Raw genomic sequence first — 25997 nt, 5'->3', positions numbered from 1 at the left:
CGCGAGGAAACCATGCCCCCGGAGCAAGCAACCAAACGTCCCGCCCCGCTCAGGGTCTCGGCCACCGTGGTGGTGGACGCCGCCACCCTGGAGCGGGCCCGGGCCAAGGCCGTGGAGCACGAGATGAGCTTTTCCAGGTATCTGGAAAAGGCGGTGCGCCTCTACGGCAAGGTGCTGGACAAGAAGGTCTCGGTGGTGCCCCGGCCGCTCTAGGCCAAAGGCCGCTCGGCCACGTGCAGCCAGGCCACGCCCTTGGTCAGGGCATGGCTGCGCGCGCCTAGCAGCCCGGCGGCCTCCATCTCGCCCCGGAACTCAGCCGGGGTGGGAAACTCCCGGATAGTCTCGGCAAGGTAGCGGTAGGATTCCTCGTCGCCGCTGATGAGCCCGCCCACCTTGGGCAGCAGATGCATGAGGTAGCGCGTGTAGATGCGCCGCACCCAGGGCTTCTGGGGGGTGGTGAACTCCAACACGTAGACGCGGCCGCCTGGTTTGAGCACCCGGCGCATCTCGGCCAGGGCCGCGCCCCGGCGGGGGATGTTGCGGATGCCGAAGGCGATGCTCACCGCCGCGAAGGTCTGGTCGCCAAAGGGCAGGGCCGTGCCGTCGCCGGCCAAGAGGCGCACCCGCGCCCCTCGCTTGGCGACCTTTTTTACCGCAGGCCCCAGCATGGCCGGCACCAGATCCAGGCCCACCACCAGGGGATTGGTGGGCAGGGCCGCCTCGGCCAGGGCCAGGTCGCCGGTTCCCGTGGCCACGTCCAGCACCTTGTCGCCCGGCTGCAGGCGCATGGCCAGGGCGGTGAAGCGCCGCCAGTGCAAATCCTGCCCCGCGCTCAAAACATGGTTAAGCAGATCGTAGACCGGCACCACCTGGTTGAAGATGCGCCGCACCTGCCCGATCTGGGTGGCCTCGTCCCTCATGGGGCCAGCACCAGCCCGGCCACGAAGCGCGGGTCCACCTCGGCCTTGGGGTCCAGGCGGCCCAGCTCGTCCCGCAGGCGCGAGAGCAAACCGCGCAGGGCCCGCCCGGCCAGGGCGGCCTGGCCCGGATCGGGCAGGGCCTTGAGCGAGGCGGCCAGCTCTTTTTCCAGCTCCCCGGCCAGGCCCTTTTGCAGGGCCCTCACCGCCTCGCCCAGGCGATCCAGCGGTATGGGAGCCAGGCCCTCCAGGTCCATTTCGCGGCGGGCCAGCCAGGTGCCGATGAGGTGGCTCAGCTTGATCTCGGTGACGTCCACCGGGAACAGCGCCTCCTCCATGAGCCGCTTGATCGCCTCGGGCTCGATGCCCATCAGGTCCAACAGCAGCACCCCCCAGAACTCGGCCTGGTCCAGGGCGCTCCCCGCGGCCTCCAGGTCGGCCAGGCTAAGGAAGGCGCGGTACTCGCGGCCCTGGTCCATGGTGGGGTCGTAGCAGCGGGGGCGCGGGTAAAGCATCCCGGCCAGCCAGCGGTCCAGGGGCGGCTCCAGCAGATGCAGGCCCGTGGGGGTCTTGCTCAGCCAGCCCTCGCTGGTCAGCTCCCAGGCCCGCTTGTTCAGGCGGCGGATGGCGCCCGCGCCCTGGCGGGCCAGGGCGGCCAGGCCCAGGCGGGCCACGATCTGCGAGGCCTTGGCCTCGTCGCCACCGCTGAGCACTCCCAGGCCCAGGTTGACCAGGCCCAGGCTCTCCTTGGCCGCGCGGGCCACCTCCTCGGGCGAGGCCGGGTCGGCCTCCAGGGCGGCCACCCCGCAGGAGGCGATGTAGGCCACCTCGGAGCGCAACAGGTCCGCCGCCTCGCCGCTCAGACGGCTGGCGGCCACGGGCAGGGACTCGCCCTCGGGCAACAGACCGGCCATGCGGTCGCCCCGGGGCGCGCCGGGCTCCCCGCCTCCCGCCTTGGGCGAGAGCTTGTCCCAGACCGCCTCGCCGGGGGCGGGCTCGGCCCAGAGCTCCAGGGCCTCCAGGCGCGAGGGGAAGCCGTGGTCGGCCATACGCCCGTTGCGCCAGCGGGTGGCGTACTCGTCCAGCTCGGTGAGCCCCTCCCAGAGCACCGCCTCCAGGGCGCTGCTGTAGGTCTCGGGCTGCTCGCTCTTCATCAAGACCAATATCTGGGCCACGAAACCCTTGGTCTTGGGGTTGATGAATTCGATGAAGTACAGGCCGTCCAGGGTGAACTCGGGCAAATCGTCGGGCGGCTCCTGCTGCTCCTGGCTGGGCAAAAACTTGACCACCTTGATCCAGGAGTTAAGGAGCAGGGCCAGCACCTCCAGATCGGCGGCGGCCAGCCAGCGCTTGAGGCGCTCGGTCCCGGCGTCCATGATCAGGGGCAGCCACACCTGGTAGCGGGCCGGGTCGAAGCTCTCCTGCCACCAGCCGGTGAGGTCCAGCAGGTAGGCGAGCTGCTCGTCGCCGCACAGCTCGATCAGCTCGCCCGCGTCGCCCGGCCCCACCTCCAACACCGTGGCCGCGAACTCGTCCACCGGCAGGGCCTGAGTCAGGGCGGCGCTGTCCTGGGCCAGGATGATGAGCTTCTCGCGCTCCAGGCCCCGGGTGTTGAGCACCGTGCGCAGGCGCTCCTCTTCGCTCAGGCCGTGCCACAGGGCCTCGGCCTGGCGGGGGTCGCGCTTCTCCAGCTCCAGGATTTCGCCGGGCTGGGCGATGATGCGGCTGATTTCGTGCTTATCCATGATTCCTCAGGAGCAGGCGCCGCAACGGCGGCAGGTCTCGGGCGCGCAGGGCGGGCTCTGGGCTTCGCGGCGGGCCCGCGCCGCCTCGGCCCAAAGATAGTCCCGGCTCACCCGGTGGTCAACAATCTCCCAGGGGAAGGCCTCGTCCCGGCCCCGCTCCCGGTGGGCGTAGAACTCCGGGTCCACCCCGGCTTCCACATAGGCCCGCTCCAGGGACTCGCCCCGGGCCAGCACCTCCAGGAGCGGGGTGATGCGGCGGTCGCCCCGGGCCAGCACCGCCTGCAAGCGGGCGAACTTGGGCACGTCGCTGGTCACCTTGAGGTTGGCCCCGGGGGAAAGCGCCTTTTTGATGCGCTTCATGCGCTGGGCTATCAGCTTGAGCGGGGCCATGGCCTCCCACTGGAAGGGGGTCCAGGGCTTGGGCACAAAGGCGCTGAGGCTGGCGGTGACCCGCCCCAGGTGCCCCTTGGCCCGTGAGAAGCTGACCACCTGGGAGCGCACCCGCCCCACCAGGGCGATGAGCTCCTCGATGTCCTGGTCGGTCTCGCCGGGCAGGCCCACCATGAAGTAGAGGCGCAGATTGGGCACCCCCGCGTTGATGAGCGTTTCCACCGCGCGGGCCAACTCGGCCTCGTTGAGGTGCTTGTTTATCACCCGCCTGAGGCGCTCGCTGCCCGCCTCCGGGGCCAGGGCCACGGTCTGGTGGCGGCTGGCGGCCAGGGCCTCGGCCAGGCCCGGAGTCAGGCGGTCGGCGCGCAAGCTCGACACCGACAGCGAGCCGCCCGCGGCCACGATGTCCGAGGCCAGGCCCTCCACGCCCTCGATGTCGCTCACCGCGGCCGAGACCAGGCCCAGCTTGCCGCCCTCGGCGGCCACGGCCAGGGCGCGCTGGCTGAACTCCGGCCCCGCGCCCAAGCGGGGCGGGCGGTACACGTGCCCGGCGGCGCAGAAGCGGCAACCATGGCCGCAGCCCCGCCCCACCTCCATGAGGGTCATGTCGCCGAACTCCACCCCGGGCGCGGAGATGACGCTGCGGGCCAGACCCGAGGCCGGGCCCAGGTACTTGGGGGCCGCGATGCGCGCGGGCAGGCCGGACGCGGGGGTCACGTCTTGCAGGGTGCCGTCGGGGAGGTAGGCGACTTCGTAGAGCGAAGGCGCGTAGAAGCCCACCACCTCGCGGTTCAGCCAGGCCAGGGTCTCGGCGCGGGTGCCGCCGGGCAGGCGCTCCAGGGCCTCCAGGAAGGGCGTGAGCACCACCTCGGCCTCGCCGAGCAAGAAGGCGTCCACCACCTCGGCCAGGGGCTCGGGGTTGAGCATGGCCGCCACCCCGCCCGCGATGACCAGGGGGCCGCGCCGATGCGCCGCCCGGGTGCCCAGGCCGGCGTGGTCCAGCATTTTTACGAAGTTGGGCGCGTCGTTTTCAAAGCACAGGCTGGCCAGCACCAGGTCGAAGGAGGCCACCGGCCGCGAGGACTCCAGGGTGAGCAGCGGCGCCCCGGTCTTGGCGTAGAGCGGCTCCTCGGCCCGGCCGGGCAGGAAAGCCCGCTCGCACAGGGCGTCGGGCCGCGCATTGATGATGCGGTAGACGGTGTGCAGGCCCAGGTTGGCCATGGCCACCTGGTAGGTGTTGGGGAAGATCAGGGCCACGTTCAGGCGGCCGCCGGGGTCGGAGCAGACCGATCCGGTCTCCTGGGCCAGGAGGCGTTGATGATGCTCCACCAGGGGCCAGTTGGATGAGGCCAAGCTAAAATTATCCTTTGGTTACGCCCAGTAATCAGAGTTGGGCCAAATATAGCACAATCCCGCGCCCTTGACCCGGCTGCCCCGGCGTGTCAGGATTGGTTTCCAGCGCGCCTGCCGCGCGCCCCAGGCCGGGAGGGCCCATGGACGACAATACCAAGCTGGAATTCCTCAAGGCCGTGGCCGCGGCCGGCGACAAGGCCAACATGTGGAGCGTGGGCGAGGGCCTGGGCCTGGAGCGCACCCCCACCGAAAACCTGGCCGTGGAGCTGATGGAGATGGGCTATCTGGAGATGGCCAGCCTCAGCGGCGCGGTGCGCCTGACCGCCAAGGGCGGCGAGGAGCTGGCCGGGGCCGAGGGGGCGGAGAAGGCCCCGGACCTGGAGCAGCTTCTGGAGCGCATCCTCGGGGCCGGGCTGGACCTGGGCCCGGCGGCCAACGCGGACCTCAAAGTGGACATCGCCACCCTCAAGGCCGCCCTGGGGCGCAGCCGCCCCCTGAACCCGGTGGTCAAATCCTGCCTGGCGGCCATCGACGGAGCCTTGGAAAAAGCGGGCCCCCCGGCGGCCAAGCTGCGCGCCCAGCTGGCCGCGCTCAAACCCGCCTAGAAAAAACCAATCGCCACAAAAAAACGGGGACGGGCAAGCGCCCGTCCCCGCCTAACGCTGTATTGAGGCCTAGGAGCAGCTGCCGCTGCATCCGCTGGTGGAGCAGCTCGCGCCGCTGCCCAGGGGGTTTTCCGCGTTCACGGAGAAGCCCTGTTGCCAGCCGTTGTCCACGAAGTCCACGGTCACTTTGCCGCTGGACTGGGACAGTTCCTTATCGATGAGGTAGGTCAGGCCGTCAACCTCGTACTTGTCGTCATTGTCTTTTGGTTCGTCCAGAACCAAGCGCAGGGAAGGACCGCCTCAGCCGCCGGACTGCAAGAAGACCCTGAGCGGCTGGTCCAACCCCTTTTCCTTCATAAAGCTCTGGATGGCCTCACTGGCCGCGGGGGTTACTTCGACCATGATAATTCCTTTCTGCCCTGCAATCGGGAAGCTTATCTTCTCTGTTCCCATAGAATATGGCAACTAAAGTGGGCTTGTGCAAGTGGCGAAAGCGATTTTTCGGAAAAATTCCTAGGACAACGACTGGGTAATTGGGCGGGTATCGGAGGCCACTATCCCCTTATCATAAGTGGGTTAATATAATTTAAGTATAAATTAAATATACAATATAAAATTAATAAATAAGCAATAACCGCCAAACTAAAAGAGCCCGCCCGGGACCTCTCCCGCTCTCCGCGCCTAGTCCTTCCAGACCGGTTTACGCTTTTCAAAGAATGCCTTGCGGCCCTCGATGGAGTCGGTGGTCTCGCTGAGCAGCACCACCATGTTGCGCAAATAGGAGATGGCCTTGGTGTACTCCAGGTCGCCGATGTGGTTGAAGGCCTCCAGGCCCAGGCTCATGATGGAGCGGCTCAGGCCCTTGAGCTGGTTGGCCAGGGCCAGGGTGGTCTCCAAGAGCTCACCGCGGGAGGTCACCTGGTTGATCATGCCGATGCGCAGGGCCTCGCGGGCGTCGATGCGCTCGCCGGTGCAGATCAGCTCCAGGCCCTTCTTGCGCCCCACGGTGCGGAAGAGGATGGCCATGACCATCATGGGCCACACCCCGATCTTTATCTCCGGCACCCCGAACACCGAGTCGTAGGTGGCGATGGAGAGGTGGGGCAGCATGGCCAGGCCGCAGCCCCCGGCCAGGGCGTAGCCGCTGATCATGGCGATGGAGGGGGTGGTGATGCGGTTGAACACCAGGCACAGGTCCGCGTAGCCCTGGAGGTTCTCCTTGCCGGCCAAGACCGACTCGGCCCCGAAGTCGCCGATGTCGCCCCCGGCGCAGAAGGCCTTGCCCCCCTCGCCGGAGATGACGATCACCCGCACCCCCGGGTCCTGGTCCGCCTTGTCCACGCACCGGGCCAGCTCGCGCATGTTGGCGAAGTCGAGGCGGTTCATCTTTTCGGGCTGGTTGATGGAGATCCAGGCGATCTGGTCCTCCACGCGGTACAGGATCGGTGGGCCGGCCATGACTAGCTCCCCTTGCTGCCTGGTGTTACCGGAGCGGATACCCCTGATGCTCGATCACCTAGTATACTGATGCCGGCGGCAATGATCAAAAGCGCATCGCCCCGCCGCCGCAAGCCGCCGAGCAAATAAAAACGGCCCGCCCGATGGGGCGAGCCGTCTTCATTTTTGGGGTTGGTCGGGACGACTGGATTTGAACCAGCGACCCCTGCGTCCCGAACGCAGTGCTCTACCAAGCTGAGCCACGTCCCGACTGGGATAGAATATCTACCGCAGGGGCAGGCGCTTGTCCACCTATTTTCCTTCGGCCAGGGCGGCTATCTCCGGAGAGGCCCCGCCCACCGCATCCAAAAAGTTGAGCAGGATGCGCATGGTGGCGCCCCAAATCATGTCTCCGTCCTGATACAGGGCCACCTGCCGAAGCGGCATGCCCTCCCACATCATGTCCACGGTCTGGTAGGAAGCCCGGTCCAGCATCCGCGCCAGGGGCACTATTACCAGGTGATCCACCTCCACCGGATTGGGCTCGAAACGCGCCGCCGGGTCCACCAGGCCCACGAAGGGCGTGACCAGAAAGCCGGTGATGGTCACCACCTGGTCCAGGCGGGTGATCAGCTCCACCTGGTCCGGGGGCACCCCCACCTCCTCATGGGTCTCGCGCAAGGCGGTGGACTTGGAGTCCTGGTCCTCGGGGTCGCGCATCCCGCCCGGAAAGGAAACCTGGCCCGCATGGGAGGGCAAATGCTCTGTGCGCTTGGTGAACACCACCTGCACCCGGTCGCCGTCGTCCCACAGGGGCATGAGCACCGAAGCCGGGCGCACCTCGTCCAGGCGCTCGCGGGCGGGCCGGTGCTTGGCCAGGGCCGTGCAAAGGGCCTGGCTCACCGCCGCCTGTCTGGGGGTGAATCGGGTGTCCATAGAATTAAAAAAATACCTTAGCCCGGCGCGCGGGGAAAGCCCCTGGCCCAAAAAACCTGCCCCGCCGCTCGGCTTGACCGGCCTCGGCGGACAATGGCAACATGGCAAAATCCCAACCACCCCGCCAAGCGAGGCAAGGAAAATGATGCGAACCACCGCCCGGCTGTTGTTGCTTGCGGCGCTGGCCCTGGCCCTGGGCCTGGGCGCGGCCTGCGGCATCGCCCCCAAGGTGCCGCCCTCCGGTTTCCTGACTAACTACGACGCGCTCCAGCCCGACCCCGAGGTGGAGGGCCTGTACTGGTGGGCCAAGAAGGGGGTGGACTGGGCCCAATACCACGCCCTGTTGATCGACCCGGTGGAGGTCAAGGTGGCCAAATCCTCGTTCAAGGACTCCCTGGAGCCCGGCGAGGCCCGCATGATGGCCGACAAGCTCCGCCAGACCGCCATGAAGGCCTTGGTGGGCAACTATCCCCTGGCCAGGCGGGCGGCCCCGGGGGTGCTGCGCCTCTCGGCGGCCCTGGTGCACCTCAAGCCGGTGCAGCCGGCGGTGAACGTGGTCTCCGCGGCCCTGCTCATGGTGCCGGTGGACGTGGGCGAGGCGGCGGTGGAGGTGAAGTTTAGCGACAGCGTCAGCGGCCGCGTGCTGAGCGAGCTGGTGATCAGCAACCAGGGCAGCATCGCCCAGATCGGCAAGGTCTGGACCCGCTGGGCCCAGGTGGACGAGGCCTTCGTGCAGTGGGCCATCCTGCTGCGCAACGCCATCCGCCGCCCCTGAGCGAAACTTCTTCCATAGGGGCCTTGACAAGTCCCGCTCCGTGGTTATCTTCTGAGCATATGCACATAACTCGCCCGGCGGGCCTGTTCGCCGCCGGGACTTAAGCTATAAGCACGGAGTAATAAAATCATGATCATCGCAGTTCCCGTCGAGGGTATGAACGGCCTGGACGCTCCGGTGTCGGCCCATTTCGGTCATAGCGCCGCCTTTGCCTTGGTCCCGGTGGAGGGCCAGGATATCGGCGAGCCCCAATTCATCACCAATGGGGGCCACGGCCCCGAGGGCTGCATGGGCCCGGTGAACAAGCTCAAGGCCGCCGGCGCCGACGCGGTGGTGGTGGGCGGCTTGGGGGCGCGCCCTCTGTCCGGCCTGCAAGAGGTGGGCATCGCGGTGTACCACAGCCAAGGCGTGGAAAGCCTGGCGGATGTGGTGCGCATGGTGGTGGATGGCAAGGCGGCCCGCTTCGCCCCCACCCAGGTGTGCCAGGGCCACGGCGATTGCCACGGCGAGGGCCACGCCCACTAGCCGGCGGTAAAAATATCGAATCCGGAAGGCGCTCCCCGCACGGGGGGCGCTTTTCTTTGGGGGGGCTTAGAGCAGACGCTCCAACTCGGCGTCGATCTCGTAGCGGATGATCTTGTTGCGCAGGGTCTTGCGGTCGATGCCCAAGACCTTGGCGGTCTCGCTGCGGCGGCCGCCCAGGCGCTTGAGGGTGCCCAGGATGTGGCGGCGCTCCACCTCGGCCAGGGTGAGCCCCGTCTCTTGATGGCGCTCCACCTTGCAGGTGCCCGCCGCCTCCAGGTCGTCGCGGTCGATCAGGGGCTTGGAGGCCAAGACCACCAAACGCTGCACCGCGTTGCCCAGCTCGCGCACGTTGCCCGGCCAGGAGTAGCTGGTCAGGGCCTCCAGGGCGCGGGGGGTGAAACCGCGCACCCGGGTGGGGGCCAGGTAGCGGAAGCGCTCCAAAAAGTGATCGGCCAAAATGGGCACATCCTCGGGGCGCTCCCGGAGCGGGGGCAGGTGGATGTGCACCACGTTGAGGCGGTAGAAGAGGTCCTGCCGAAAGCTGCCCTGGGACACGGCGTGGGTCAGGTTCTGGTTGGTGGCCGCGATGAGCCGGGTATCCACCCGGATCACCCGGTTGGAGCCCACCTTGCAGATGGCCCGGTCCTCCACCGCCTTCAAGAGCTTGGCCTGCATCTCCAGGGAGATGTTGCCTACCTCGTCGAAGAACAGGCTGCCCCCGCCGGCCAGCTCGAACTTGCCGATCTTGTCGTCCGCCGCCCCGGTGAAGGAGCCCTTCACGTGGCCGAAGAGCTCGGACTCGAACAGGGTGGGCACCAGGGTGGAGCAGTCCACCGGCACGAAGGGGTTTTCGGATCGCTTGGAGTGCTCGTGCAGCAGGCGGGCCAGGAGCCCTTTGCCCGTGCCCGACTCGCCGGTCAAGAGCACCGTGGTGTCGGTGGGGGCCACCTTGAGCGCGGTCTCCATGACCTGGGCCATGGCCCTGCTCTGGTGGATCAGGTGGTTGGCCGCGGTGCGCCGGTCCAGCTCGGCCCGCAGATAGGCGTTCTCCAGCTCCAGGCGGCGCTTTTCGCCCGCCTTGTCCACCGCCTGCCTGAGTTCGTCCGGGGTAAAGGGCTTGGCCACGTAGTCGAAGGCGCCCAGCTTCATGGCCTGCACCGCGGTGGAGATGGAGCCGTGGCCGCTGATGATGATCACCACCGCCTCGGGGTCCTGCTCCCGGATGTGCCGCAGTACGGTGAGCCCGTCCATGCCCGGCATACGCAAATCCAGCAGCACCACGTCATAGGCCCAGCGCATGAACAGGGCCAGGCCGCTCTGCCCGTCCTCGGCCAGCTCCACCGCGTGGCCCACCCGCTCCAGGGTCTCCCGGCAGGCGTCGCGCATGATGAAGTCGTCGTCAATGACGAGGATTTTGAGGTTCTTTGAAACCAAGGGCGGTCCGGGTTGTGACAGGTGGCGGAAAAAGGCCAATCTAGCCCAGTTTGTTCCTTTTTTTACATGCGCTCCGCCCGGGTGTCAACCCGGAGCGAGGCCTGCTTTTCGTTGACAGCCCGGGCCTCAGGCCGTAGTTTTGTGCGAGCCTTAAACCCGGTTTCTCCAGAATTGCGGGACTCATGAGCCAGAACTACCAGGCCCTGCACACCGACTTTTATCAGCTGACCATGTCCGCGGCCTATCACGGCCACGGCATGAACCGCACGGCCACCTTCAGCCTCTTCGCCCATGGCCTGCCCGCCCAGCGGGGCTACATCCTGGCCGCCGGCCTGGCCGACGCCCTGGACTATCTGGAGCGCTTCCGCTTCACCCCGGATGAGATCGAGTACCTTGGCTCCCTGGACCGCTTCACCCCCGGGTTCCTCGACTTTTTGGCCGGGCTGCGCTTCAGCGGCGAGGCCTGGGCCCTGCCCGAGGGCACGGTCTGCTTCGCGGGCGAGCCGCTCATCGAGATCACCGCCCCGCTCATCGAGGCCCAGCTGGTGGAGACCAGGCTGATCCAGATCCTCAACCTGCACTCCACCCTGGCCAGCAAGGCGGCCCGCTGCGCCCTAGCTGCCCAGGGCCGCGCCTGCGTGGACTTCGGCCTCAGGCGCACCCAGGGGCGTGAGGCGGGCTGGGCCGCGGCCCGCTCCTCGGCCATCGCCGGGTTCGCGGGCACCAGCAACGTGGAGGCCTCCCGCGACCTGGGCACCATGCCCATCGGCACCATGGCCCACGCCTTTGTGGAGGCCTTCGGCGACGAGCTGGCCGCCTTCCGCGCCTTTGCCGACACCTTCCCCAAGGGCACCGTGCTCCTGGTGGACACCTACGACAGCATGGAGGGCCTGCACCGCGCGGTGCGGGTGGCCGCCGAGCTCAAGGCGGCGGGCCACCAGCTGGTGGGGGTGCGCCTGGATTCGGGCGATCTGGTGGGCATGAGCCGGAAGGCCCGCGAGATTCTGGACCAGGCGGGCCTAAAGGACGCCCGGGTGGTGGTTTCGGGCAGCCTGGACGAGACCCGCATCCACGAGCTGGTCAGCCAAGGGGCGGCGGTGAACACCTTCGGAGTGGGCACCAAGATGGCTTCCTCGGCCGACGCGCCCTATCTGGACCTGGCCTACAAGCTGGTCAACTACGACGGCCGCCCCACCCTCAAGCTCTCCACCGGCAAGGAGACCTGGGCCTCGGCCAAGCAGCTCTGGCGCCACCACGGCCCTGACGGCCTGATGACCCACGATGTCTTGGGCCTGCGCGATGAACAGCAGCCCGGCCGGCCGCTGCTGGAAAAGGTGATGGCCGACGGCCACCGCCTGGCCCCGGAGCCCGGCTGGCGCGCGGCCCAGGAGCGCTTCCAGGCCCAGGCCGTCGCCCTGCCCGAGGCCTGTCTGCGCCTGGTGGATCCCCAGCCCCTGGAGTACATCCCCAGCCCCGAGCTGGAACGAGTGCAGGCCCAGGCCCGCGAGGCCGCCCTCCAGATTCGCTGAACCCTCTTCAGCCCCCTTCCTCCCGGCCGCCCAGGTCTGCTACCCTTTTAGTTATGGGGGGCCAACTGCTCCAGGGGAGCAAGGAGGGCTGCCATGAGCATCATCACCATATCCGGAGAAATGGGTTCCTGGCGCGACGAGCTGGCCGAGGAGGTTTGCCGGCTGGGACGGCTGGAGTGCGTGGACCGCCGCACCCTCATGGAGGCGGTGGCCGGGCTGGTGGACCTCTCCCGCGACGAGCACCAGCTCCTGGCCGAGCAAGGCCCGGCCTTGCTGGACCTTAACAACCGCAAGCGGCGGGTCTTCGCCTCCTTCCTGGAGAGCGTGGTACTGCAATACGCCCAAAAGGGCGACGCGGTGCTGGTGGGCCGGGGGGCCAACCTGCTCTTGCGTCTGGTGCCCGGGGTGCTCCGGGTGCGCACCGTGGCCCCCCTGGAACTCAGGGCCCAGCGCCTGGCCCGGGGGGAGGGCCTGGAGCTGGACCGGGCCCGCCAGCTGGCCACGGTGGTGGACCAGCAGCGGCGGGCCTACATCGCCCATGTCTTCGGGGCCGACTGGGCCTCTCCCCTGAGCTACGACCTGGTCTTGAACATGGGGCGGCTCTCCCTGGAGCAGGCGGCCAACACCGTGTTGGGCCTGGCCGCGCACAGCGAGTTCGAGCTCACCGCCGAGGGGATGCGCCTGCTGGGCGACATGGTGCTGGCCTCGCGGGTGAGGCGCGAGCTGGTGGCCGAGATGGACCTGCACGCCCTGGAGGTGTCCTGCGCCGAGGGCCAGGTGACCCTGAACGGCTACGTGGCCGACGCCGAGGCCGCCCGCCAGGCCCTGCGCCTGGCCGGCGGGGTGGATGGGGTCATGGAGGTGGCCTCCAGGCTGGAGGTTTCGCCCACCATGAGCCGCTTCTTGCCTTAGCCCGGCGGCTTCGCCAGCCACCGGTTAACTGCGTTGCTGGCGGCGCTCGGGCCTCGACGTAGCATTGGCTACGCCTCCGGCCCGCGCTCGCCAGCGAGCCGCTGGCGGCATAGCGGGTCGTGAAGCGACCTGCTTTCACCAACGTCATTAGCTCCCGTTGAGACCATTTGGCGGCCCAAGCCTTGGGCCGCCTTGTTATCCGGCCGCTGGCTGTGCCGCTTCCGCGAGGCCTGAGTTTTCTTGGGAAATAATGAGAGATCTGATTCCGCCTGGTTTCCGTTTGATCGGAGGCCAGGCGGTTTTGTTAATCGGCGCTTTTCTGAGTTTCGGATTGAGGCTTGCTCGGCTTGGCGGCCGCGGGCTTTTTGTCTTCGTCGCCCAGGTCGAAGTCGCGGGTGAACACCAGGTCCACCCCGTTGTCCCGGGTGGTGCCCACGGTGCTTTCCACCGAGAAGTAGCGCGACAGGCGGTACTCCAGGCCCACGTTCTGGCCGCCGTAGGGCCCCAGGTTCTGGCGGTAGCGCAGGTAGAGGTCCTCGCTCAAGTACTTGCCCGCCTCCAGGGAGGGCCCGGCCGAGAGGGTGTTGTGCACCGTGACCACGTCGGGCGATAGGTCGGGCCCGAAGATGCGGCTCATCTCCTTGGCCCCCACCTGACCCAGCAGGGCCAGGGCCTGGGCCGAGAGCTCCTTGCTCTGGCCCTTGTTCAGGTCCGCGGCCGGGCGTCCGAAGATGATGGTGCTCAGGATGTCGGCCTGGCTCATGGGGGGCAGGGAGCCCAGGTTGACCACCGGGTCCATGGCCGTGCCGGCCACGTTGACGAACACCGTGGTGGAGCCCATGAACAGCCTGGCCTCGGCGCTCAGGGCCGGGTCGGGCTGGGTCTTGCCCTGGAAGTCGGCCTTGCCCTCGAGCACCTCGAAGCGCCTGCCCGCGATGATCACCAGGCCCTTCTGGATGACCACCGCGCCGTTGAAGATTAGGGGTTGGCCCGGCTCCTTGGTCAGGTGCAGCCCGCCGCCCGCGTCCAGCCAGCCGTCGTCCAGGCTCACTCGGGCGGGCTTGCTCAGCTCGGCCCGGAGGTCCACCTTGAGCCCGTCCAGGGCCGGGGGCAGCGCGAAGCGCTTGTCCTTCTTCTCCAGGGGCGGCGGCTCCTGGCCGGGCTTGAGGATCACCACGTCGCTCATGCCCGCGGGCTCGGCCAGGCCGTAGCGCACGATGATGTCGCTGATGCCCACCCGCCCGGTGAGCACCGGGCGCTTGAAGTCGCCGCTGAGCTTCACCTGGGCGGTGGCGTCGAACTGGCCCACCGTGCCCAGCACCACCAGGAGGTCCTGGCTCTTCAGGCTGAGGTCCAGGGCGCCGGGGTTTCCCAAGGGCAGGCTCAGCGAGCCCGCCAGGCTCAGCTCCCCCTCGCTGTTGGCCGAGGCCCGGCGGATGGCGATGCGGCTGCCCTCCAGGCCCAGATCCAGCTCGATGTCCTCCACGATCTGGCCGCTGGAGCTTATGATGAAGCTGCCGTCCTCCAGGGAGAAGTCGCCGTGCAGGCTGGGCTGGTAAATGGTGCCGTCCACGGTGAGTTCCAGGCGGGCCCGGCCCATTATCCGCTCCAGGCCGGGCAGGAAGGGCGCGGCCAGGCCCAGGGGCAGGTCGTGGGCCGAGGCCTTGAGCTGGATGCCCTCGCCGCCGGGCTCCCACACCGGCGGGCGCAGGCTGATGGTCAACCCGGCCCGGCCCTCCAGCTCCATTACCTCTTGCCCGCCATAGGAGGCGCGCCCGGCGATGGTGAGTCGTTCGTCCCGGTAGTTCCCCCGGAACTCCACCATGGTGGGCTGCATCCCCGGCCACTCCAGCTTGCTCACCCGGCCCTCCAGCTCCAGGCGGGGCTGGTTGAGCAGGCCGTCCACCTTGGCCAGGCCGTCCAGGCGGGCGGCGGCGGGCAGGCCGGGCTGGTGGCCCAGGGCGTGGGAGAGCTTGATGCCCTTGAAGGCGACCTTGGCGTTAACCGCCCCGTCGGCCGGGGAGATGTCGCCCTGGAAGCTCAGGCTCTCCCGGCCCTGACCGATCTCCAGGCCGCGCACCCGCACCTGCTCCCGGCCCAGGGTCACCCGGGCCTCGCCCTTTTGCGACCAGCGCCCCAGGGGCCCGCGCTCGATCCAGCCCTTGCTCAGGGTGGCCCGGAGGGGCAGGGTGAGCAGGTCCTTGCTGTCCAGGCGCAGCGCCAGGCCGGTGTCCGGCCCCTTGGCCTGCACCACCAGGCTGCTCGACTGGGCCCCGAACTCGGCCCGGAGCGCCAGGTCCTCCAGGAAGATCTCGCCCGAGATCACCCCGGTGGCCAAAATGCTGGCCGTGCCCAGGAGGCGGGGCCCCAGGTTTTGCAGCTCGGCGTTCACCATCACCGAGCGGGCCAGCAGGTTGCGGGTCAGCATGTGGTTCAGGTTGAGGCGCACCCGGAGGTCCGGGCTCTTCCAGGGGCCGCTGATGCCCCCCCGCGCCTCCAGGCTGCCGCTGATCACTATGGGCGGCACGATCTTGGCTTCACGCAGGGCGTGGTTCAGGCCGCGCACGTCCGGGGTCTTGAGGCCGAAGCGCAGGCTCAGCTCTTCGGTCGAGACCTGGCCCCGGGCGTCCAGGTCCAGCAGGGGGGCCTCCAGCTTGAGGCGCTCCACCCGCCAGGCCGCTCCCGCGTGGGCCCCGGCCGCCTCCAGGCGGCTTATCTCCAGGCCCTCTCCCGCCCGCGAGCCTTCCAGCTTCAGCTCCCAGGCCAGGTCTTGCCAAGCGCCCCGCACCGTGGCCCGGCCGTTGAGCAGCGCCCCGCCCGCCCAGGCGGGCAGCTTGCCCAGGATGGCCTGGGGCGGCTTGAGCCCGTGGAAGGCCAGGTCGCCCTGCAGGGTCAAGGGCTTGTCCTTGGCGGGCAGCACCAGCCGCCCCTGCCCGGCCAGGCGGCCCCAGGGCGCGCTCAGGGCCAGGCTGCTTATGCTCACCGCCTCGCCCTCCAGGGCGGCCTCCAGCTTCAGGGGCCCGGCGCTTATGCCCTGGTAGGCGGCGTGGCTCAGGTCCAGGGCCAGGCGGGGCTTGCTGCCCTCCAGGCCGGGCCAGGCCGCGCTGCCCAGGCGCCAGGAACCGGCCAGCTCGGCCTTGACCGGCAGGCCCCAGGAATCCAGGCGCACCCGCTCCATCTCGCCGCCCAGGTTCATGGCCCCGCTTTCGGGCTCCACCTCGCCCAGGAAGCTCACCGTCTGCTTGTCCTGCCGGAGCGAGCCGCTGACCTTCAGCTTGCTCCAGGGCCCCTTGGCGTTGAGGGTCAGGGACAGGGGCCCGGCGGTCGGCGCGGGCAGGGGCCAGGCAAAGGGCAGGGCGGCCGGATCGATGCGTTCGGCGGTCAGCTCGGCGCGCAGGAGGTATGGCTCCTGGACCCCCAGCACCCCCTTGAGCAGGGCGCGGCTCTGGCCATGCTTCAGCTCCAGCTCCTCCACCCGTAGCTGCTTTTCGTCCAGGCCTGCCCTGAGGTGCACCGACAGAGGCTCGCTCAGGCCCTTGAGCCCCAGGCGGGCCCGCAACACCTTGGCCGTGGCCCGAAGGCCCCGCTGATCCAGGGACAGGCTGCCGCTCAGCTCCAGGCCTTCCAGATGGTGCAGCGGCCCCAAGAGCCCCTCGGGCGCGCTCAGGGCCCCGCCGGTGATGTTCAGGCGGCTCAAACTGATGGCCAGCTCCGGGGCTCCGCCTGATCCCGAGGGCAGGTCCCAGGGTAGGTTCACCCGGGGGCGCACCGCGGTGAGGGAATGTATCTTCACCCGCCCGCCCAAGAGGGCCAGGAGGTTGTAGGAAAGCTCCAGGCGCTCCACGGAGAGCAGGGTGTGCTCCCCGCGCACCAGGGCCAGGTCGCGGGCCGTGGCCTGGAAGAGCAGGTTGCCCTCCAGGGCGCCCAGCTTCAGCTCGGCCCCGGTGGCCTCCTTGACTCCGCTCTCAATCTGGGTCACCGCCCAAGCGCGGAAGGCGTCGGAGCGGCTGAGCACCCAGCCTCCCACCCCCAGGGCCAACAACAGGGCCGCGAACAGGCCCAGAATCAGCCAGAGGAGGTATTTCCCGCGCCGCGCCATCAGAAGGCCTGCCCCACGCTCAGATAGGCGTCGTAGCGGTCATAAGGCTCGTTGGAGGGCGGGTTGAGCTGGTAGCCGATGTCCACCCGAAGCGGCCCCACCGGGGTGTTGTAGCGCAGGCCCACGCCCACGGTGTAGCGCAGGCTGCCGAAGGTGTCCTCCACCCGCTCCCAGGCGTTGCCTGCGTCCATGAACACCACCCCCCCCAGCTCCTTGTACAGCGGGAAGCGCACCTCCACGCTGCCCACGGCCATGGACTCGCCGCCCAGGGGGCGTCCCTGGGAGTCCAGGGGGCCCAGGCGCTGGTAGGGATAGCCGCGCACCGAGTCCGCGCCGCCGGGGAAAAAGCGCCGGAAGATGGGCACCGTCTCGGTGCCGGGCAGGGCCCAGGCCATGCCTCCGGACGCCCGCATGGCCAGGTACCAGCGCTCCCAGGGCAGGGGCAAAACGTGCCGCAGGTCGGCCTCGGCCCGAACGAAGCCCAGGTCCGAGCCCAGGGTCTGCAGGGCGGTCTCCACCTCCAGGCGGCCGTAGGTGCCCTTGGTGGCGTCCAGGAGCGAATCGCGGCTGTCGTAGATGATGCCCATGGGCACCGAGGATATGAAAAAGGTCTGGTTCTCGAAGGAAGGGTCCGGCACCTGGGTCTTGAGCTCGCGCATCCGGTCCTGCTCCATGTTGTAGCTCACGTACCAGGACCAGTCGTTGTTTATCGCGTATTCCACCGCCGGGGTGATGAACAGGCGGTTGTTGATGTAGGCCTCGGTGTCGCGTTGCTCGATGCCGCCCCGGGTCACCAGGGTGGAGCGCCGGTTGAAGATGTAGGGCTTTTTAAGGGTGCCCACCAGGCCGGTGTAGATGGAGCTCAGCTTGCCCTCCACCGAAAGGGTCTCGTCCCAGCCCAGGATGTTGCGGTTGATCTGCTGGATGCGCACCCGGAAGTGGTCCTCGGTGCCCCAGCCCACGCCCAGCTGGATGCTGTGGGGATCGCGCTCGTGCACCTCGATGGCGATGGGCACCATGTTGCCCTTGGCCTGTTTGTACAGGGGGCTCAAAGCCACGGAGGTGAAAAAGCCGCTGGAAAGCAGGGCGCGCTGGGTCTCCTCCATGGCCTTGTAGGAGTAGGGCTGGCCCCGGGTGTAGGTGGCCTCTTCCAGGATGAAGCGACGGCTGATGCGTTGGTTGCCTTTCACCACGCTCTCGCCGAAGAGATAGCGCGGGCCGGGCTTGATCTTATACACGATCACCGCCCGCTGGCGCTCGGGGTAGACCCGCACCTGTCCCAGCACCTGGTTGGCCGGCCGGGCCTGGTTGGCGAAATACCGGCTTATGTCGCGCTTGGTCTGCTCGTACTTGTCCAGGATGAAGCGGTCGCCGGGCTGGAGTCTGAGGAGCTCTTCCACGTCCTCTTCCCACAGGCGGCGGGTGTCGTCGTCCTCCCAGACCAGGTCGGTCTTGTCCACCAGGGTGGGCGGCCCCTGCTTGGCCACGAAGGTCAGGTGCACCGCCTTGTTGGCCTCCACCCGGCGCTCCTTGAAGCTCACCTGGGCCGAAAAGTAGCCCTGCTCCTTGAAAAGCTGCTCCAGGCGGCGGATGTCGCGCTCGGCGGAAAGGCGGCTGAAGGGCTCTCCCAGCTTGAGGGCCAGGCCGGGCGGGGGCTTGCTCTCGATCACCTCGCGGGCCTCGCGGTCGCTGACGACCGAAAAGCCCTCAAAGTTCACCGAGGCCACCCGCCAGGGCGAGTCCGGGCCCTGGCTGTCCAGGCCATAGCTATCCATCGGGTCGCGGCCACCCTCTACTTGGGCCACGGCCGGAACGGCGACCAGCAGCAAAACCAGCCCCCAAAGGGCCATGGCGAGTAACCTGCCCATGACCTTTGATGATATGCTATCAATGCCGGGGCAACAAGCAGGGCCGCGAAAATACCCCCCTTTTGCATGGGGTCAACTTCCGGCCCCGGCAGCGGCGGTCCGCGCGACACGGTGCAGCATGAGCCAGAGCCAAACCGATCCCCAGGTGCTTTCCGCCCTGGCCCGGCCGGATTTCTATCCCCACCCGGCCGCCGGGGTGGAGCACATCCAGACCCACATCAGCCACGTCTTTTTGGCGGGCGAGTTCGCCTACAAGCTCAAGAAACCGGTGGACCTGGGCTTTTTGGACTTCACCAGCCTGGAGGCCCGCAAGGCCATGTGCGAGCGCGAGCTTCTGCTCAACCGCCGCCTGGCCCCCACGGTGTATTTGGAGGTCCTGGCCGTGGCCCAGGGGCCGGAAGGCCTGGCGCTCATGCCCCTGGACGCGGGAGGTCAGGCGCGGGAGTACGTGCTGAAGATGCGCCGCCTGGACCAGGCGCGCATGATGGACCGCCTCCTGGAGCAAGGCGAGGTGAGCCCGGAGCAGGTGCGCGCCCTGGCCCGCCTGCTGGCCGATTTTTACGCCGAGGCCGGGCGCGGCCCGGAGGTGGACTTTGCCGGCAAGCCCGAGCAGGTGCGCCTCAACGTGGAGGAGAACTTCCGCCAGACCGAGGCCTACCAGGGCATCAGCGTGGCCCCCGCCCGCTGGGAGGCCATCCGCGGCTACAGCCTGGGCTTTTTGCGCCAAGGCTGGAGCCTGTTTCAGGAGCGGGTGGCCGGCGGCCACATCGTGGACGGCCACGGCGATCTGCACTCGGGCAACATCAACCTGCCCTTGGAAGGCCCGCCGGTGGTCTTCGACTGCATCGAGTTCAACCAGCGCTTCCGCCACCAGGACGCGGCCTGCGACCTGGCCTTTCTGGCCATGGACCTGGACCACCACCAGCGCCCGGAGCTGCGCGCCGCGCTCATTGAAGAGTATCTGGCGGCCAGCGGAGACCGGGGCCTGGAGGAGGTGCTCAATTTCTACCTCTGCTACCGCGCGGTGGTGCGGGCCAAGGTCTTTGGCTTCATGCACGACGACCCCGGGGTGGAGCTGGCCGAGCGCTTCCGCGATCTGGCCCGGGCGCGGGCCTATTTCCGCCAGGCCGCGCAATACGCCGGAGGCGAGTCGCCTTATTTCCTGGTGTGCCTCCTGGGCAAGATGGGCACCGGCAAGAGTTGGCTGGCCCGCCGCCTGGCCGAGGCCACCGGCTGGGCCCGGCTGAGCAGCGACGTGGTGCGCAAGCAGCGGGCGGGCATGAACCCCCGGCAAAAGAGCAGCGACGCCTGGGGCCAGGGACTCTACGGCCCCACGGCCACGGAGGACACCTACGAGGCCATGTACCGCCGGGCCGCCTCGCGCCTGGCCATGGGCGACAGCGTCATCGTGGACGCCTCCTTCCGCGAGGACGCCCGGCGGCGGCGTTTTCTGGAGCTGGCCCGGGAGCAAGGGGCCGCGCCTCTTTTCGTGGAGGTGTATGCTTCCGAGGAGGTGGTGCGCGCCCGCCTGGCCCGGCGGGAAGCCAAGGGAATCTCGCCCAGCGACGGCCGCCGCGAGCTGATGGCCGCCCAGGCCGCCAGCTGGGAGGACGCCTCGCCCGAGGTGGCTGAGCACCTGCTCTTGGTGGACGGCGGCGAAGAGGGGGAGGTCAAGCTGGCCCAGGTGCGGGAGCGTCTGGCCGGGCTGGGCTACCAGAGCGAGGAGGAGCAAAGCGCATGAGCAAGAGCTGGACTGCCCTTCAGCAGGAGCGCCTGGCCGCCGCCCGGGGAGACATCCCCGCCGAGTTGGTCTTTAGCGGCGGCCGGGTGGTCAACGTGTTCACCGGCAAGCTGGAGCGCGTGGGCGTGGCGGTGCACCGGGGCCGGGTGGTGGGCCTGGGCGCTTACTCGGGACGCCGCGAGGTCAAGCTGCATGGGGCCTACCTGGCCCCGGCCTTTATCGAGGGCCACATCCACGTGGAGTCCTCGCTGTTGGCCCCGGCCAGCCTGGCCTCGCTAATGGCCCCCCACGGCACCTGCGCCCTGGTGGGCGACCCCCACGAGATCGGCAACGTCATGGGCCTGCCCGGGGTGGAGGCCATGCTCGCGGCCAGCGCCCGTTTGCCCATGACCTTTTATTTCACCGCGCCCTCCTGCGTGCCGGCCACGGGCATGGAGGACTCCGGGGCCGATCTGGAGGCCGCCGACCTGAGCCGCTTGGCCCGCCACCCCCGGATCATCGGCCTTTCGGAGATGATGAACTTTCCCGGCGCGGCGGGCGGCGACCCCGCCGTGCTGGCCAAACTCAAGGCCTTTCGCCACAAGCCCCGCGATGGCCACGCGCCGCTGTTGAGCGGCAAGATGCTCAGCGCCTACCTGGCCTCCGGGCCGGAGAGCGAGCACGAGGCCATCTTGCTCAGTGAGGGGGCCGAAAAGCTGGCCCGGGGCATGTGGCTGATGATCCGCCAGGGCACCAGCGCTCACAACCTGGAGGCCCTGCTGCCCCTGGTGAACCAACGCACCGAGCGGCGTTGCCTGCTGGTCAGCGACGACCTGGAGGCCGACACCCTGGCCGCCGAGGGCCACCTGGACCGCCTGCTCCGCCTGGCCGTGGCCCACGGCCTGGATGCCATGACCGCCCTGCGCCTGGTGACGCTCAACCCGGCGCGGCGCTTCGGCCTGGCCCGCCGCGGGGGCATCGCGCCCGGCTGGCGGGCCGACCTGGTGGTGCTGGAGGACCTCAAGCAGTTCTCGGTGCGCCAAACCTGGTTTGGTGGCCGCCTGGTGGCCCAGGACGGCCAGTGCCTGGCCCCCTGCCGGGCCGCCTTCCCGCCGGGGGCCAAGGACACCATGCACACCGGCCCCCTGAGCGCGGCCAGCTTCCGGGTGAAGGCCACGGGCCGCCGGGCGCGGGTGATCGGGGTGAGCCCCGGCCAGATCATCACCGAGAGCCTGGTGGAGGACGCGCCTGTCGAGAACGGCCGCCTGGTGGCCGACTCGGCCCGCGACCTGGCCCGCCTGGCGGTGATCGAGCGCCACCACGCCTCCGGCCGGGTGGGCCACGGCCTGGTCAAGGGCCTGGGGCTCAAGCGCGGCGCCCTGGCCAGCACCGTGGGCCACGACTCGCACAACCTCATGGTGGCCGGGGTGGACGACCAATCCATGCTCACCGCCGCCCGCCGCCTAAAGGAGCTGGGCGGCGGCTGGTGCGTGGCCCATGGCAAGGAAATCCTGGCCGAGCTGCCCCTGCCCATCGCCGGGCTGATGAGCGACGCGCCCCTGGAGCAGTTGCTCAGCGGGCTCACCGAGCTGGAGCGCGCCGCCGCCCAGGTGTGCTCCCTGGCCTCGCCCTTCATGGCGCTCTCTTTCCTGGCCCTGCCGGTGATCCCTCATCTCAAGCTCAGCGACCGGGGGCTCATAGACGTTGACGCCTTTCAGCCGGTGGAGCTGTTCGTGGACTGATGGAGCAGGGCGCAACCCATAGGCTCCTGGCCACGGACCCGGCCTCGGCCGAGCCCGGGCGCAACGAGATCACCGCCCTGTTGGCCTTGGCCGGAGGCGGCGAGGAGCCCGAGCCCCGCCAGGCCCGCTATTGGCTCTCCGCCTGGGTGGCCGCCCGGCCCGAGGCCCTGGAGCAGGCCCTGGCCCTGTTGCCCCTGGCGCCGGGCCCGGCCCGCGAGGCGGCCGGGCAGTGGCTCTTCGCCCCGGAGCTGGCCGACGAGCTGCCCCTCCGGGCGCGTCTGCTGGCGGGCATCGAGGCGCTATGCCGCCTGGCCGCCGAAATGCCCGAGCCCTGGCTGCTGGAGGGCCTGGCCGAGCTGGCCGTGGCCAAGGAGGACGACTTCCTGGAGTCGCTCCTGGCCTGGGCCCAGGGGGCGGAGTGGGCCCGCCGGGTGGTGGCCCTCTTGCCCCCGGACACGCCCCTGCCCGGCGCGGCCGGCCCCCGCCTGTGGCTGGCCCGCATGGAGATGGGCCCCCAGCGGGCCGAGCGCATCGCCCGCCTGGCCGACACCGGCTGGTGGGGCAGCCTGGCCGGCATGGACCGCGAGGCCCTGGGACTGGCCCGCCGCCTGGTGGGCGACGCCCCGGACGCGGTCGGCTCCGCGCCCCTGGCCTGGCCTGCCGGGCCAAAGGGCCTGGAGGTGCTGGATCAGACCGCCCGCCTCATCCTGGCCGAGGGCCGGGCGGCCTGCGAGGTCGCGCGGCGGGTCTCCCTGGAGCTGGACCGGGTGGTGATCGTACTGGGCAACGCCTCCCTGGGCGCGCCGCCCCTTTGGGCTCTGCCCGGCCCCTGGGATCAGGAGGCCGCCGCGCTTCTGGCCCACTGCGCCCTGCCCGAGCCCCCTCGGGAGCGGGCCGCCGAGCTGGCCAATTTGCGGGCTCGCCGTCTGGGAGGCCCCAGCCTGATCAGGACCCTGTGGCAAGCGCGGGCCGCCTGTGTCCTGGCCGGGGAGGAGCTGGCCGCCTGGCAGCCCCTCCTGGACCAGGCCGAACCCTGGCTGAGCGGGGAGCAGCGCGAGGCCCTGGCCCAGGGCACCCTGGGCCTGAGCATATCCGGCCCGCCCTGGGAGCGCGCCCGCCGCCAGGCCCGCGCCGCCCTGGCCCACTGCACCGTCTTGGAGCGGCAATGCCGCAGCGCCCTGCGCCTGGTTTACGGTCTGGCCGACCAGGGCGGCCCGCCCCTGGTGCTGCCCTGGGCCGACAAGTTCGCCGCCTCCACGGCCAAGGGAGGGGACCACGCCTATCTGGCCGGGGTTGTTGGCTTACTGTCCCGGCTGGACCCGCCGCCGCTGATGCTGCTCATCGACGAGACAATGCATCCCGGCTTCCCCTCCATGAACCTGTTGCTGGCCGAGGCGGCCAAGGCCGAGCCCGCGCTGGGGTTCCGGGGAGTGGGGGCCTTCGCGGGCCAGCCCGAGCCCACTGACCTGGCCCAGGCGGTGCTCCAGGCCGCGCGAGAGGCCAACCTGGTGGCCCTGCGCCCCGCGCCCGGCCCGCACCCCGAGGCCACCCTGGCCGCGGCCGCGCGGGGGGAGGGCGGGGGCCTTCCCCTGACTCCGGCCAGCCGGGACGGGGCCGCCTGGCTCTTGGCGGGCACGGACCTGGCCGAGCTGGGCGATGCGTCCGCGCCGTCCGCGCCCGGCGAGCCTCCGGCCTGGCTGCTCAGCGAGAACGGCTTCGCGCCCCTGGGGGCTTGGCTGCGCCACCGGGTGGCCGCCCTGGCCGGGCTGTCCCCGCCCACCGGCCGCCGCTGGCGCGGCTATCAGAGCGCCTGCTCCCTGGGCTGAGCCCGGCCGGGTTTACCCTGGCCAACCGGGGGTTTGCAAGGCCGGGGCCCCGGTGTTAAGCTGGCCGCAGCAAAGGAGCGGCCCTTGGCGCGCAAGAAAGAGCAAGACTGGTTCGACCGGACCGACCGCGATATCCTGGCCTGGATGTGGAAAAGCGACCACCCCTGGGCCGGGTGGCGGCACGTGCTGCTCAAGCCGCTCAAGGTGGCCTACCTGGCCCTGCGCAACTCCTATCTGGACCGCCTGCCTTTCCAGGCCAACGCGCTCACCTTCATCACCCTGCTGGGCCTGGTGCCCGCCCTGGCCATCAGCTTCTCCCTGGCCAAGGGCCTGGGCTTCGCCGATGCCCTGAACAAGCTCCTGATCAACGAGTACACCGCCAGCCAGGCCAAGGTGCTGGAGTACATAATCACCTATGTGCAGCAGACCAAGGTGGGCACCCTGGGCATGGTGGGTTTGGCCCTGTTGGTGATCACCCTGGTGCTCACCCTGTCCAGCGTGGAGGAGACCTTCAACCGCATCTGGGAGGCGCCCCACGGCCGCGCCTGGGCGCGCAAGTTCACCGACTACCTCTCGGTGCTGATCATCTGCCCTCTCTTGGTGCTGGCCTCCACCGGCCTGTGGGCGGGGCTCTCCTCTCATTCAGTAGTGCAGTGGGTGCTGGAGAGCGCCTACGTGGGGCCCCTGGCCCAGTTCGCCCTCAAGCTGGGGCCCCTGGTGCTCATAATGGCCGCCTTCGTGTTTTTGTATCTCTTTTTGCCCAACACCCGGGTGCCCTTCACCTCCGCCCTCATGGCCGGCATCGTGGCCGCCCTGCTGTGGTGGGTGGTGCAGAGCATCTACATCAAGTTCCAGGTGGGGGTCTCGCGCTACAACGCCATTTACGGCGGTTTCGCCTCGCTGCCCCTGTTCATGGTTTGGTTGCAGGTCAGCTGGCAGGTGCTATTGTTCGGGGCCGAGCTGGCCCACGCCCACAACCTGGTCAAGCGGGGCACCCCGCCCAAGGCCATCACCACCCACCTGAACCCGGCCCAGCGCGAGGCCTTGGCCCTGGGCATCATGCAGAAGGTGGCCCAGAGCTTCGCGGTGGGCAACGAGCCCTGGTCGGTGACCCGCCTGGCCGAGGCCCTGCGGGTGCCCAAGGGCGAGGTGTGGAGTGTGGTGGACGACATGGAGCGGGCCGGGCTGGTGGCCGAGCTGAACCTGGAGGACCACGTGATCCCGGGCCGCTCGGTGGAGCGCATCCTGGTGTGCCACGTTTTGGGCGCGGTGCGCGGCGACCTGGAAGAGGGCCGCGAGGGCGGACTTAGGCGCGAGGACCCGGCCCTGGTGGAGCTGGTGGGCAAGGTCAAGGCGGCCGAGGACCAGGCCCTGGGCAATCTGCGCCTGGTGGACCTGGCCGAGATCCGGCCCGGCAATCCCGTTTCCTGCTCCCCCGAGCAAAAGCCGACCGAGGAAAGCGCATGAGCGACACCCTGAACCAACAAGGCGCGGCCCCGGGAAGCCCCGGCGCCCTGGAGCGGGTCAACGACCGCTTCGACCTCAACTGGAACGAGGTGCTGGTGGGGGCCTCGCGCCTGTGGCTGCCCGAGCTGGCCGAGCCCACCGCGTACATCGAAAAGCGCATGGCCGCCTCGGCCGAGGGCGAGGCCGAGCTGCCCTACTGGACCAAGCTGTGGCCCGCGGCCATGGTCATGGCCCAGTTCGCCCTGCGTCTTACCAAGAGCAAAGAGCCGCTGTTGGAGCTGGGGGCCGGGCTGGGCCTGCCCGGCCTGGTGGCCGCGGCCGGAGGGCGGCCGGTGGTGCTCAGCGACCTGGACCCCGACGCCATGGAGTTCGCCCGCGCGGCGGCGGAAAAAAGCGGCCTGGGCGATCTGGTGAGCGTGCGCCGCCTGGACTGGAACGCCCCGCCCGAGGACCTGGGCGCCTTCGGCACCATCCTGGGGGCCGAGGTGCTCTATCACCCACCGCTCTACCCCCGCCTGGTGGAGCTTCTGGACGAGCTGCTCACTCCGGGGGGCACCGCCTTCATCAGCCACGAGGCGCGGCCCTTTGCCATCAGCTTCTTCGATCTGGCCGACGCCCGCTTCAGCGTGCGCCGCACCACCAGCCGCCTGGGCAAGGGCGAGGACGCAACGACCGTGTATCTCTACGCGCTTACCAGGCGCGAGGCCGCATAACTAC

At 69.3% G+C, this 25997-nt stretch carries 20 protein-coding genes and 1 tRNA gene; 11 read left to right on the top strand and 10 right to left on the bottom strand.

Annotated elements, in window-relative coordinates:
* Positions 1 to 12: 12 nt before the first annotated feature.
* The gene (locus KQH53_01250; protein ID MCB2225272.1) at positions 13 to 213 is read left to right on the top strand and encodes a hypothetical protein; all 201 of its coding nucleotides are present in this window, start codon (positions 13 to 15) and stop codon (positions 211 to 213) included.
* Here KQH53_01250 and KQH53_01245 read toward each other — a convergent pair.
* Genes KQH53_01245 through KQH53_01235 form a run of 3 tightly spaced genes read right to left on the bottom strand, consistent with a single transcriptional unit; the run spans position 210 to position 4405 of the window.
* A complete protein-coding gene (locus tag KQH53_01245; protein ID MCB2225271.1) occupies positions 210 to 920 on the bottom strand; it encodes a class I SAM-dependent methyltransferase in 711 nt (236 codons plus the stop codon). The two genes, KQH53_01250 and KQH53_01245, sit on opposite strands and share 4 nt — an antisense overlap.
* On the bottom strand, positions 917 to 2662 hold the full coding sequence (locus tag KQH53_01240; protein ID MCB2225270.1) for a hypothetical protein: 1746 nt from the start codon (positions 2660 to 2662) through the stop codon (positions 917 to 919). Before KQH53_01240 ends, KQH53_01245 begins: the two co-directional genes overlap by 4 nt.
* Positions 2663 to 2668: 6 nt before the next feature.
* A complete protein-coding gene (locus KQH53_01235; protein ID MCB2225269.1) occupies positions 2669 to 4405 on the bottom strand; it encodes a radical SAM protein in 1737 nt (578 codons plus the stop codon).
* Positions 4406 to 4545: 140 nt separating this feature from the next.
* Between KQH53_01235 and KQH53_01230 the strand changes: the two genes are divergently transcribed.
* Positions 4546 to 5010, top strand: coding sequence for a hypothetical protein (locus KQH53_01230; protein MCB2225268.1), 465 nt, complete (start codon positions 4546 to 4548; stop codon positions 5008 to 5010).
* A gap of 69 nt (positions 5011 to 5079) precedes the next feature.
* On the opposite strand, the gene KQH53_01225 is transcribed toward KQH53_01230, so the two are convergent.
* From KQH53_01225 to KQH53_01210, 4 genes are all read right to left on the bottom strand, one after another.
* Positions 5080 to 5292, bottom strand: a complete 213-nt coding sequence (locus tag KQH53_01225) for a hypothetical protein (protein ID MCB2225267.1) — start codon at positions 5290 to 5292, stop codon at positions 5080 to 5082.
* Positions 5293 to 5691: 399 nt separating this feature from the next.
* On the bottom strand, positions 5692 to 6468 hold the full coding sequence (locus tag KQH53_01220; protein ID MCB2225266.1) for an enoyl-CoA hydratase/isomerase family protein: 777 nt from the start codon (positions 6466 to 6468) through the stop codon (positions 5692 to 5694).
* Positions 6469 to 6640: 172 nt separating this feature from the next.
* Positions 6641 to 6717 (bottom strand) — tRNA-Pro (locus tag KQH53_01215).
* 42 nt (positions 6718 to 6759) lie between these two features.
* Positions 6760 to 7383: a CoA pyrophosphatase gene (locus KQH53_01210; protein ID MCB2225265.1), complete on the bottom strand. Its 624-nt coding sequence runs from the start codon at positions 7381 to 7383 to the stop codon at positions 6760 to 6762.
* Positions 7384 to 7525: 142 nt separating this feature from the next.
* On the opposite strand from KQH53_01210, the gene KQH53_01205 reads away from it, so the two are divergent.
* Together KQH53_01205 and KQH53_01200 are read left to right on the top strand one after the other, a co-directional pair.
* Positions 7526 to 8158 carry a DUF3313 domain-containing protein gene (locus tag KQH53_01205; protein ID MCB2225264.1) on the top strand — a complete coding sequence of 211 codons (633 nt, stop codon included), beginning with the start codon at positions 7526 to 7528 and terminating at the stop codon, positions 8156 to 8158.
* 129 nt (positions 8159 to 8287) lie between these two features.
* Complete coding sequence (locus KQH53_01200; GenBank protein ID MCB2225263.1) at positions 8288 to 8683, top strand: dinitrogenase iron-molybdenum cofactor biosynthesis protein; 396 nt, start codon at positions 8288 to 8290, stop codon at positions 8681 to 8683.
* Between the two features lie 66 nt (positions 8684 to 8749).
* On the opposite strand, the gene KQH53_01195 is transcribed toward KQH53_01200, so the two are convergent.
* The gene (locus KQH53_01195; GenBank protein MCB2225262.1) at positions 8750 to 10117 is read right to left on the bottom strand and encodes a sigma-54 dependent transcriptional regulator; all 1368 of its coding nucleotides are present in this window, start codon (positions 10115 to 10117) and stop codon (positions 8750 to 8752) included.
* 182 nt (positions 10118 to 10299) lie between these two features.
* Here KQH53_01195 and KQH53_01190 point away from each other — a divergent pair, with 182 nt between their 5' ends.
* Together KQH53_01190 and KQH53_01185 are read left to right on the top strand one after the other, a co-directional pair.
* Positions 10300 to 11646: a nicotinate phosphoribosyltransferase gene (locus KQH53_01190; GenBank protein MCB2225261.1), complete on the top strand. Its 1347-nt coding sequence runs from the start codon at positions 10300 to 10302 to the stop codon at positions 11644 to 11646.
* Positions 11647 to 11739: 93 nt separating this feature from the next.
* The gene (locus tag KQH53_01185; GenBank protein ID MCB2225260.1) at positions 11740 to 12558 is read left to right on the top strand and encodes a cytidylate kinase family protein; all 819 of its coding nucleotides are present in this window, start codon (positions 11740 to 11742) and stop codon (positions 12556 to 12558) included.
* Between the two features lie 304 nt (positions 12559 to 12862).
* On the opposite strand, the gene KQH53_01180 is transcribed toward KQH53_01185, so the two are convergent.
* Positions 12863 to 16657, bottom strand: a complete 3795-nt coding sequence (locus KQH53_01180; GenBank protein MCB2225259.1) for a translocation/assembly module TamB domain-containing protein — start codon at positions 16655 to 16657, stop codon at positions 12863 to 12865.
* A complete protein-coding gene (locus KQH53_01175) occupies positions 16657 to 18486 on the bottom strand; it encodes a BamA/TamA family outer membrane protein (GenBank protein ID MCB2225258.1) in 1830 nt (609 codons plus the stop codon). Before KQH53_01175 ends, KQH53_01180 begins: the two co-directional genes overlap by 1 nt.
* Positions 18487 to 18643: 157 nt before the next feature.
* On the opposite strand from KQH53_01175, the gene KQH53_01170 reads away from it, so the two are divergent.
* The 5 genes from KQH53_01170 to KQH53_01150 all read left to right on the top strand — a co-directional run bounded on the left by KQH53_01170 (position 18644) and on the right by KQH53_01150 (position 25993).
* Positions 18644 to 20266 (top strand): AAA family ATPase, encoded by a 1623-nt coding sequence (locus tag KQH53_01170; GenBank protein MCB2225257.1) that lies wholly within the window; start codon positions 18644 to 18646, stop codon positions 20264 to 20266.
* Complete coding sequence (gene ade / locus KQH53_01165) at positions 20263 to 21987, top strand: adenine deaminase (protein MCB2225256.1); 1725 nt, start codon at positions 20263 to 20265, stop codon at positions 21985 to 21987. The genes KQH53_01170 and ade overlap by 4 nt, the downstream gene beginning before the upstream one ends.
* Positions 21987 to 23813: a hypothetical protein gene (locus tag KQH53_01160; GenBank protein ID MCB2225255.1), complete on the top strand. Its 1827-nt coding sequence runs from the start codon at positions 21987 to 21989 to the stop codon at positions 23811 to 23813. Before ade ends, KQH53_01160 begins: the two co-directional genes overlap by 1 nt.
* A gap of 84 nt (positions 23814 to 23897) precedes the next feature.
* The gene (locus KQH53_01155) at positions 23898 to 25280 is read left to right on the top strand and encodes a YihY/virulence factor BrkB family protein (protein ID MCB2225254.1); all 1383 of its coding nucleotides are present in this window, start codon (positions 23898 to 23900) and stop codon (positions 25278 to 25280) included.
* Positions 25277 to 25993, top strand: coding sequence for a hypothetical protein (locus KQH53_01150; protein MCB2225253.1), 717 nt, complete (start codon positions 25277 to 25279; stop codon positions 25991 to 25993). The genes KQH53_01155 and KQH53_01150 overlap by 4 nt, the downstream gene beginning before the upstream one ends.
* Positions 25994 to 25997 lie beyond the last annotated feature (4 nt).

This window comes from Desulfarculaceae bacterium (genome assembly GCA_020444545.1).
Taxonomy (GTDB): Bacteria; Desulfobacterota; Desulfarculia; order Desulfarculales; family Desulfarculaceae; genus Desulfoferula.
This window is presented reverse-complemented; position numbering and strand designations above follow the sequence as displayed.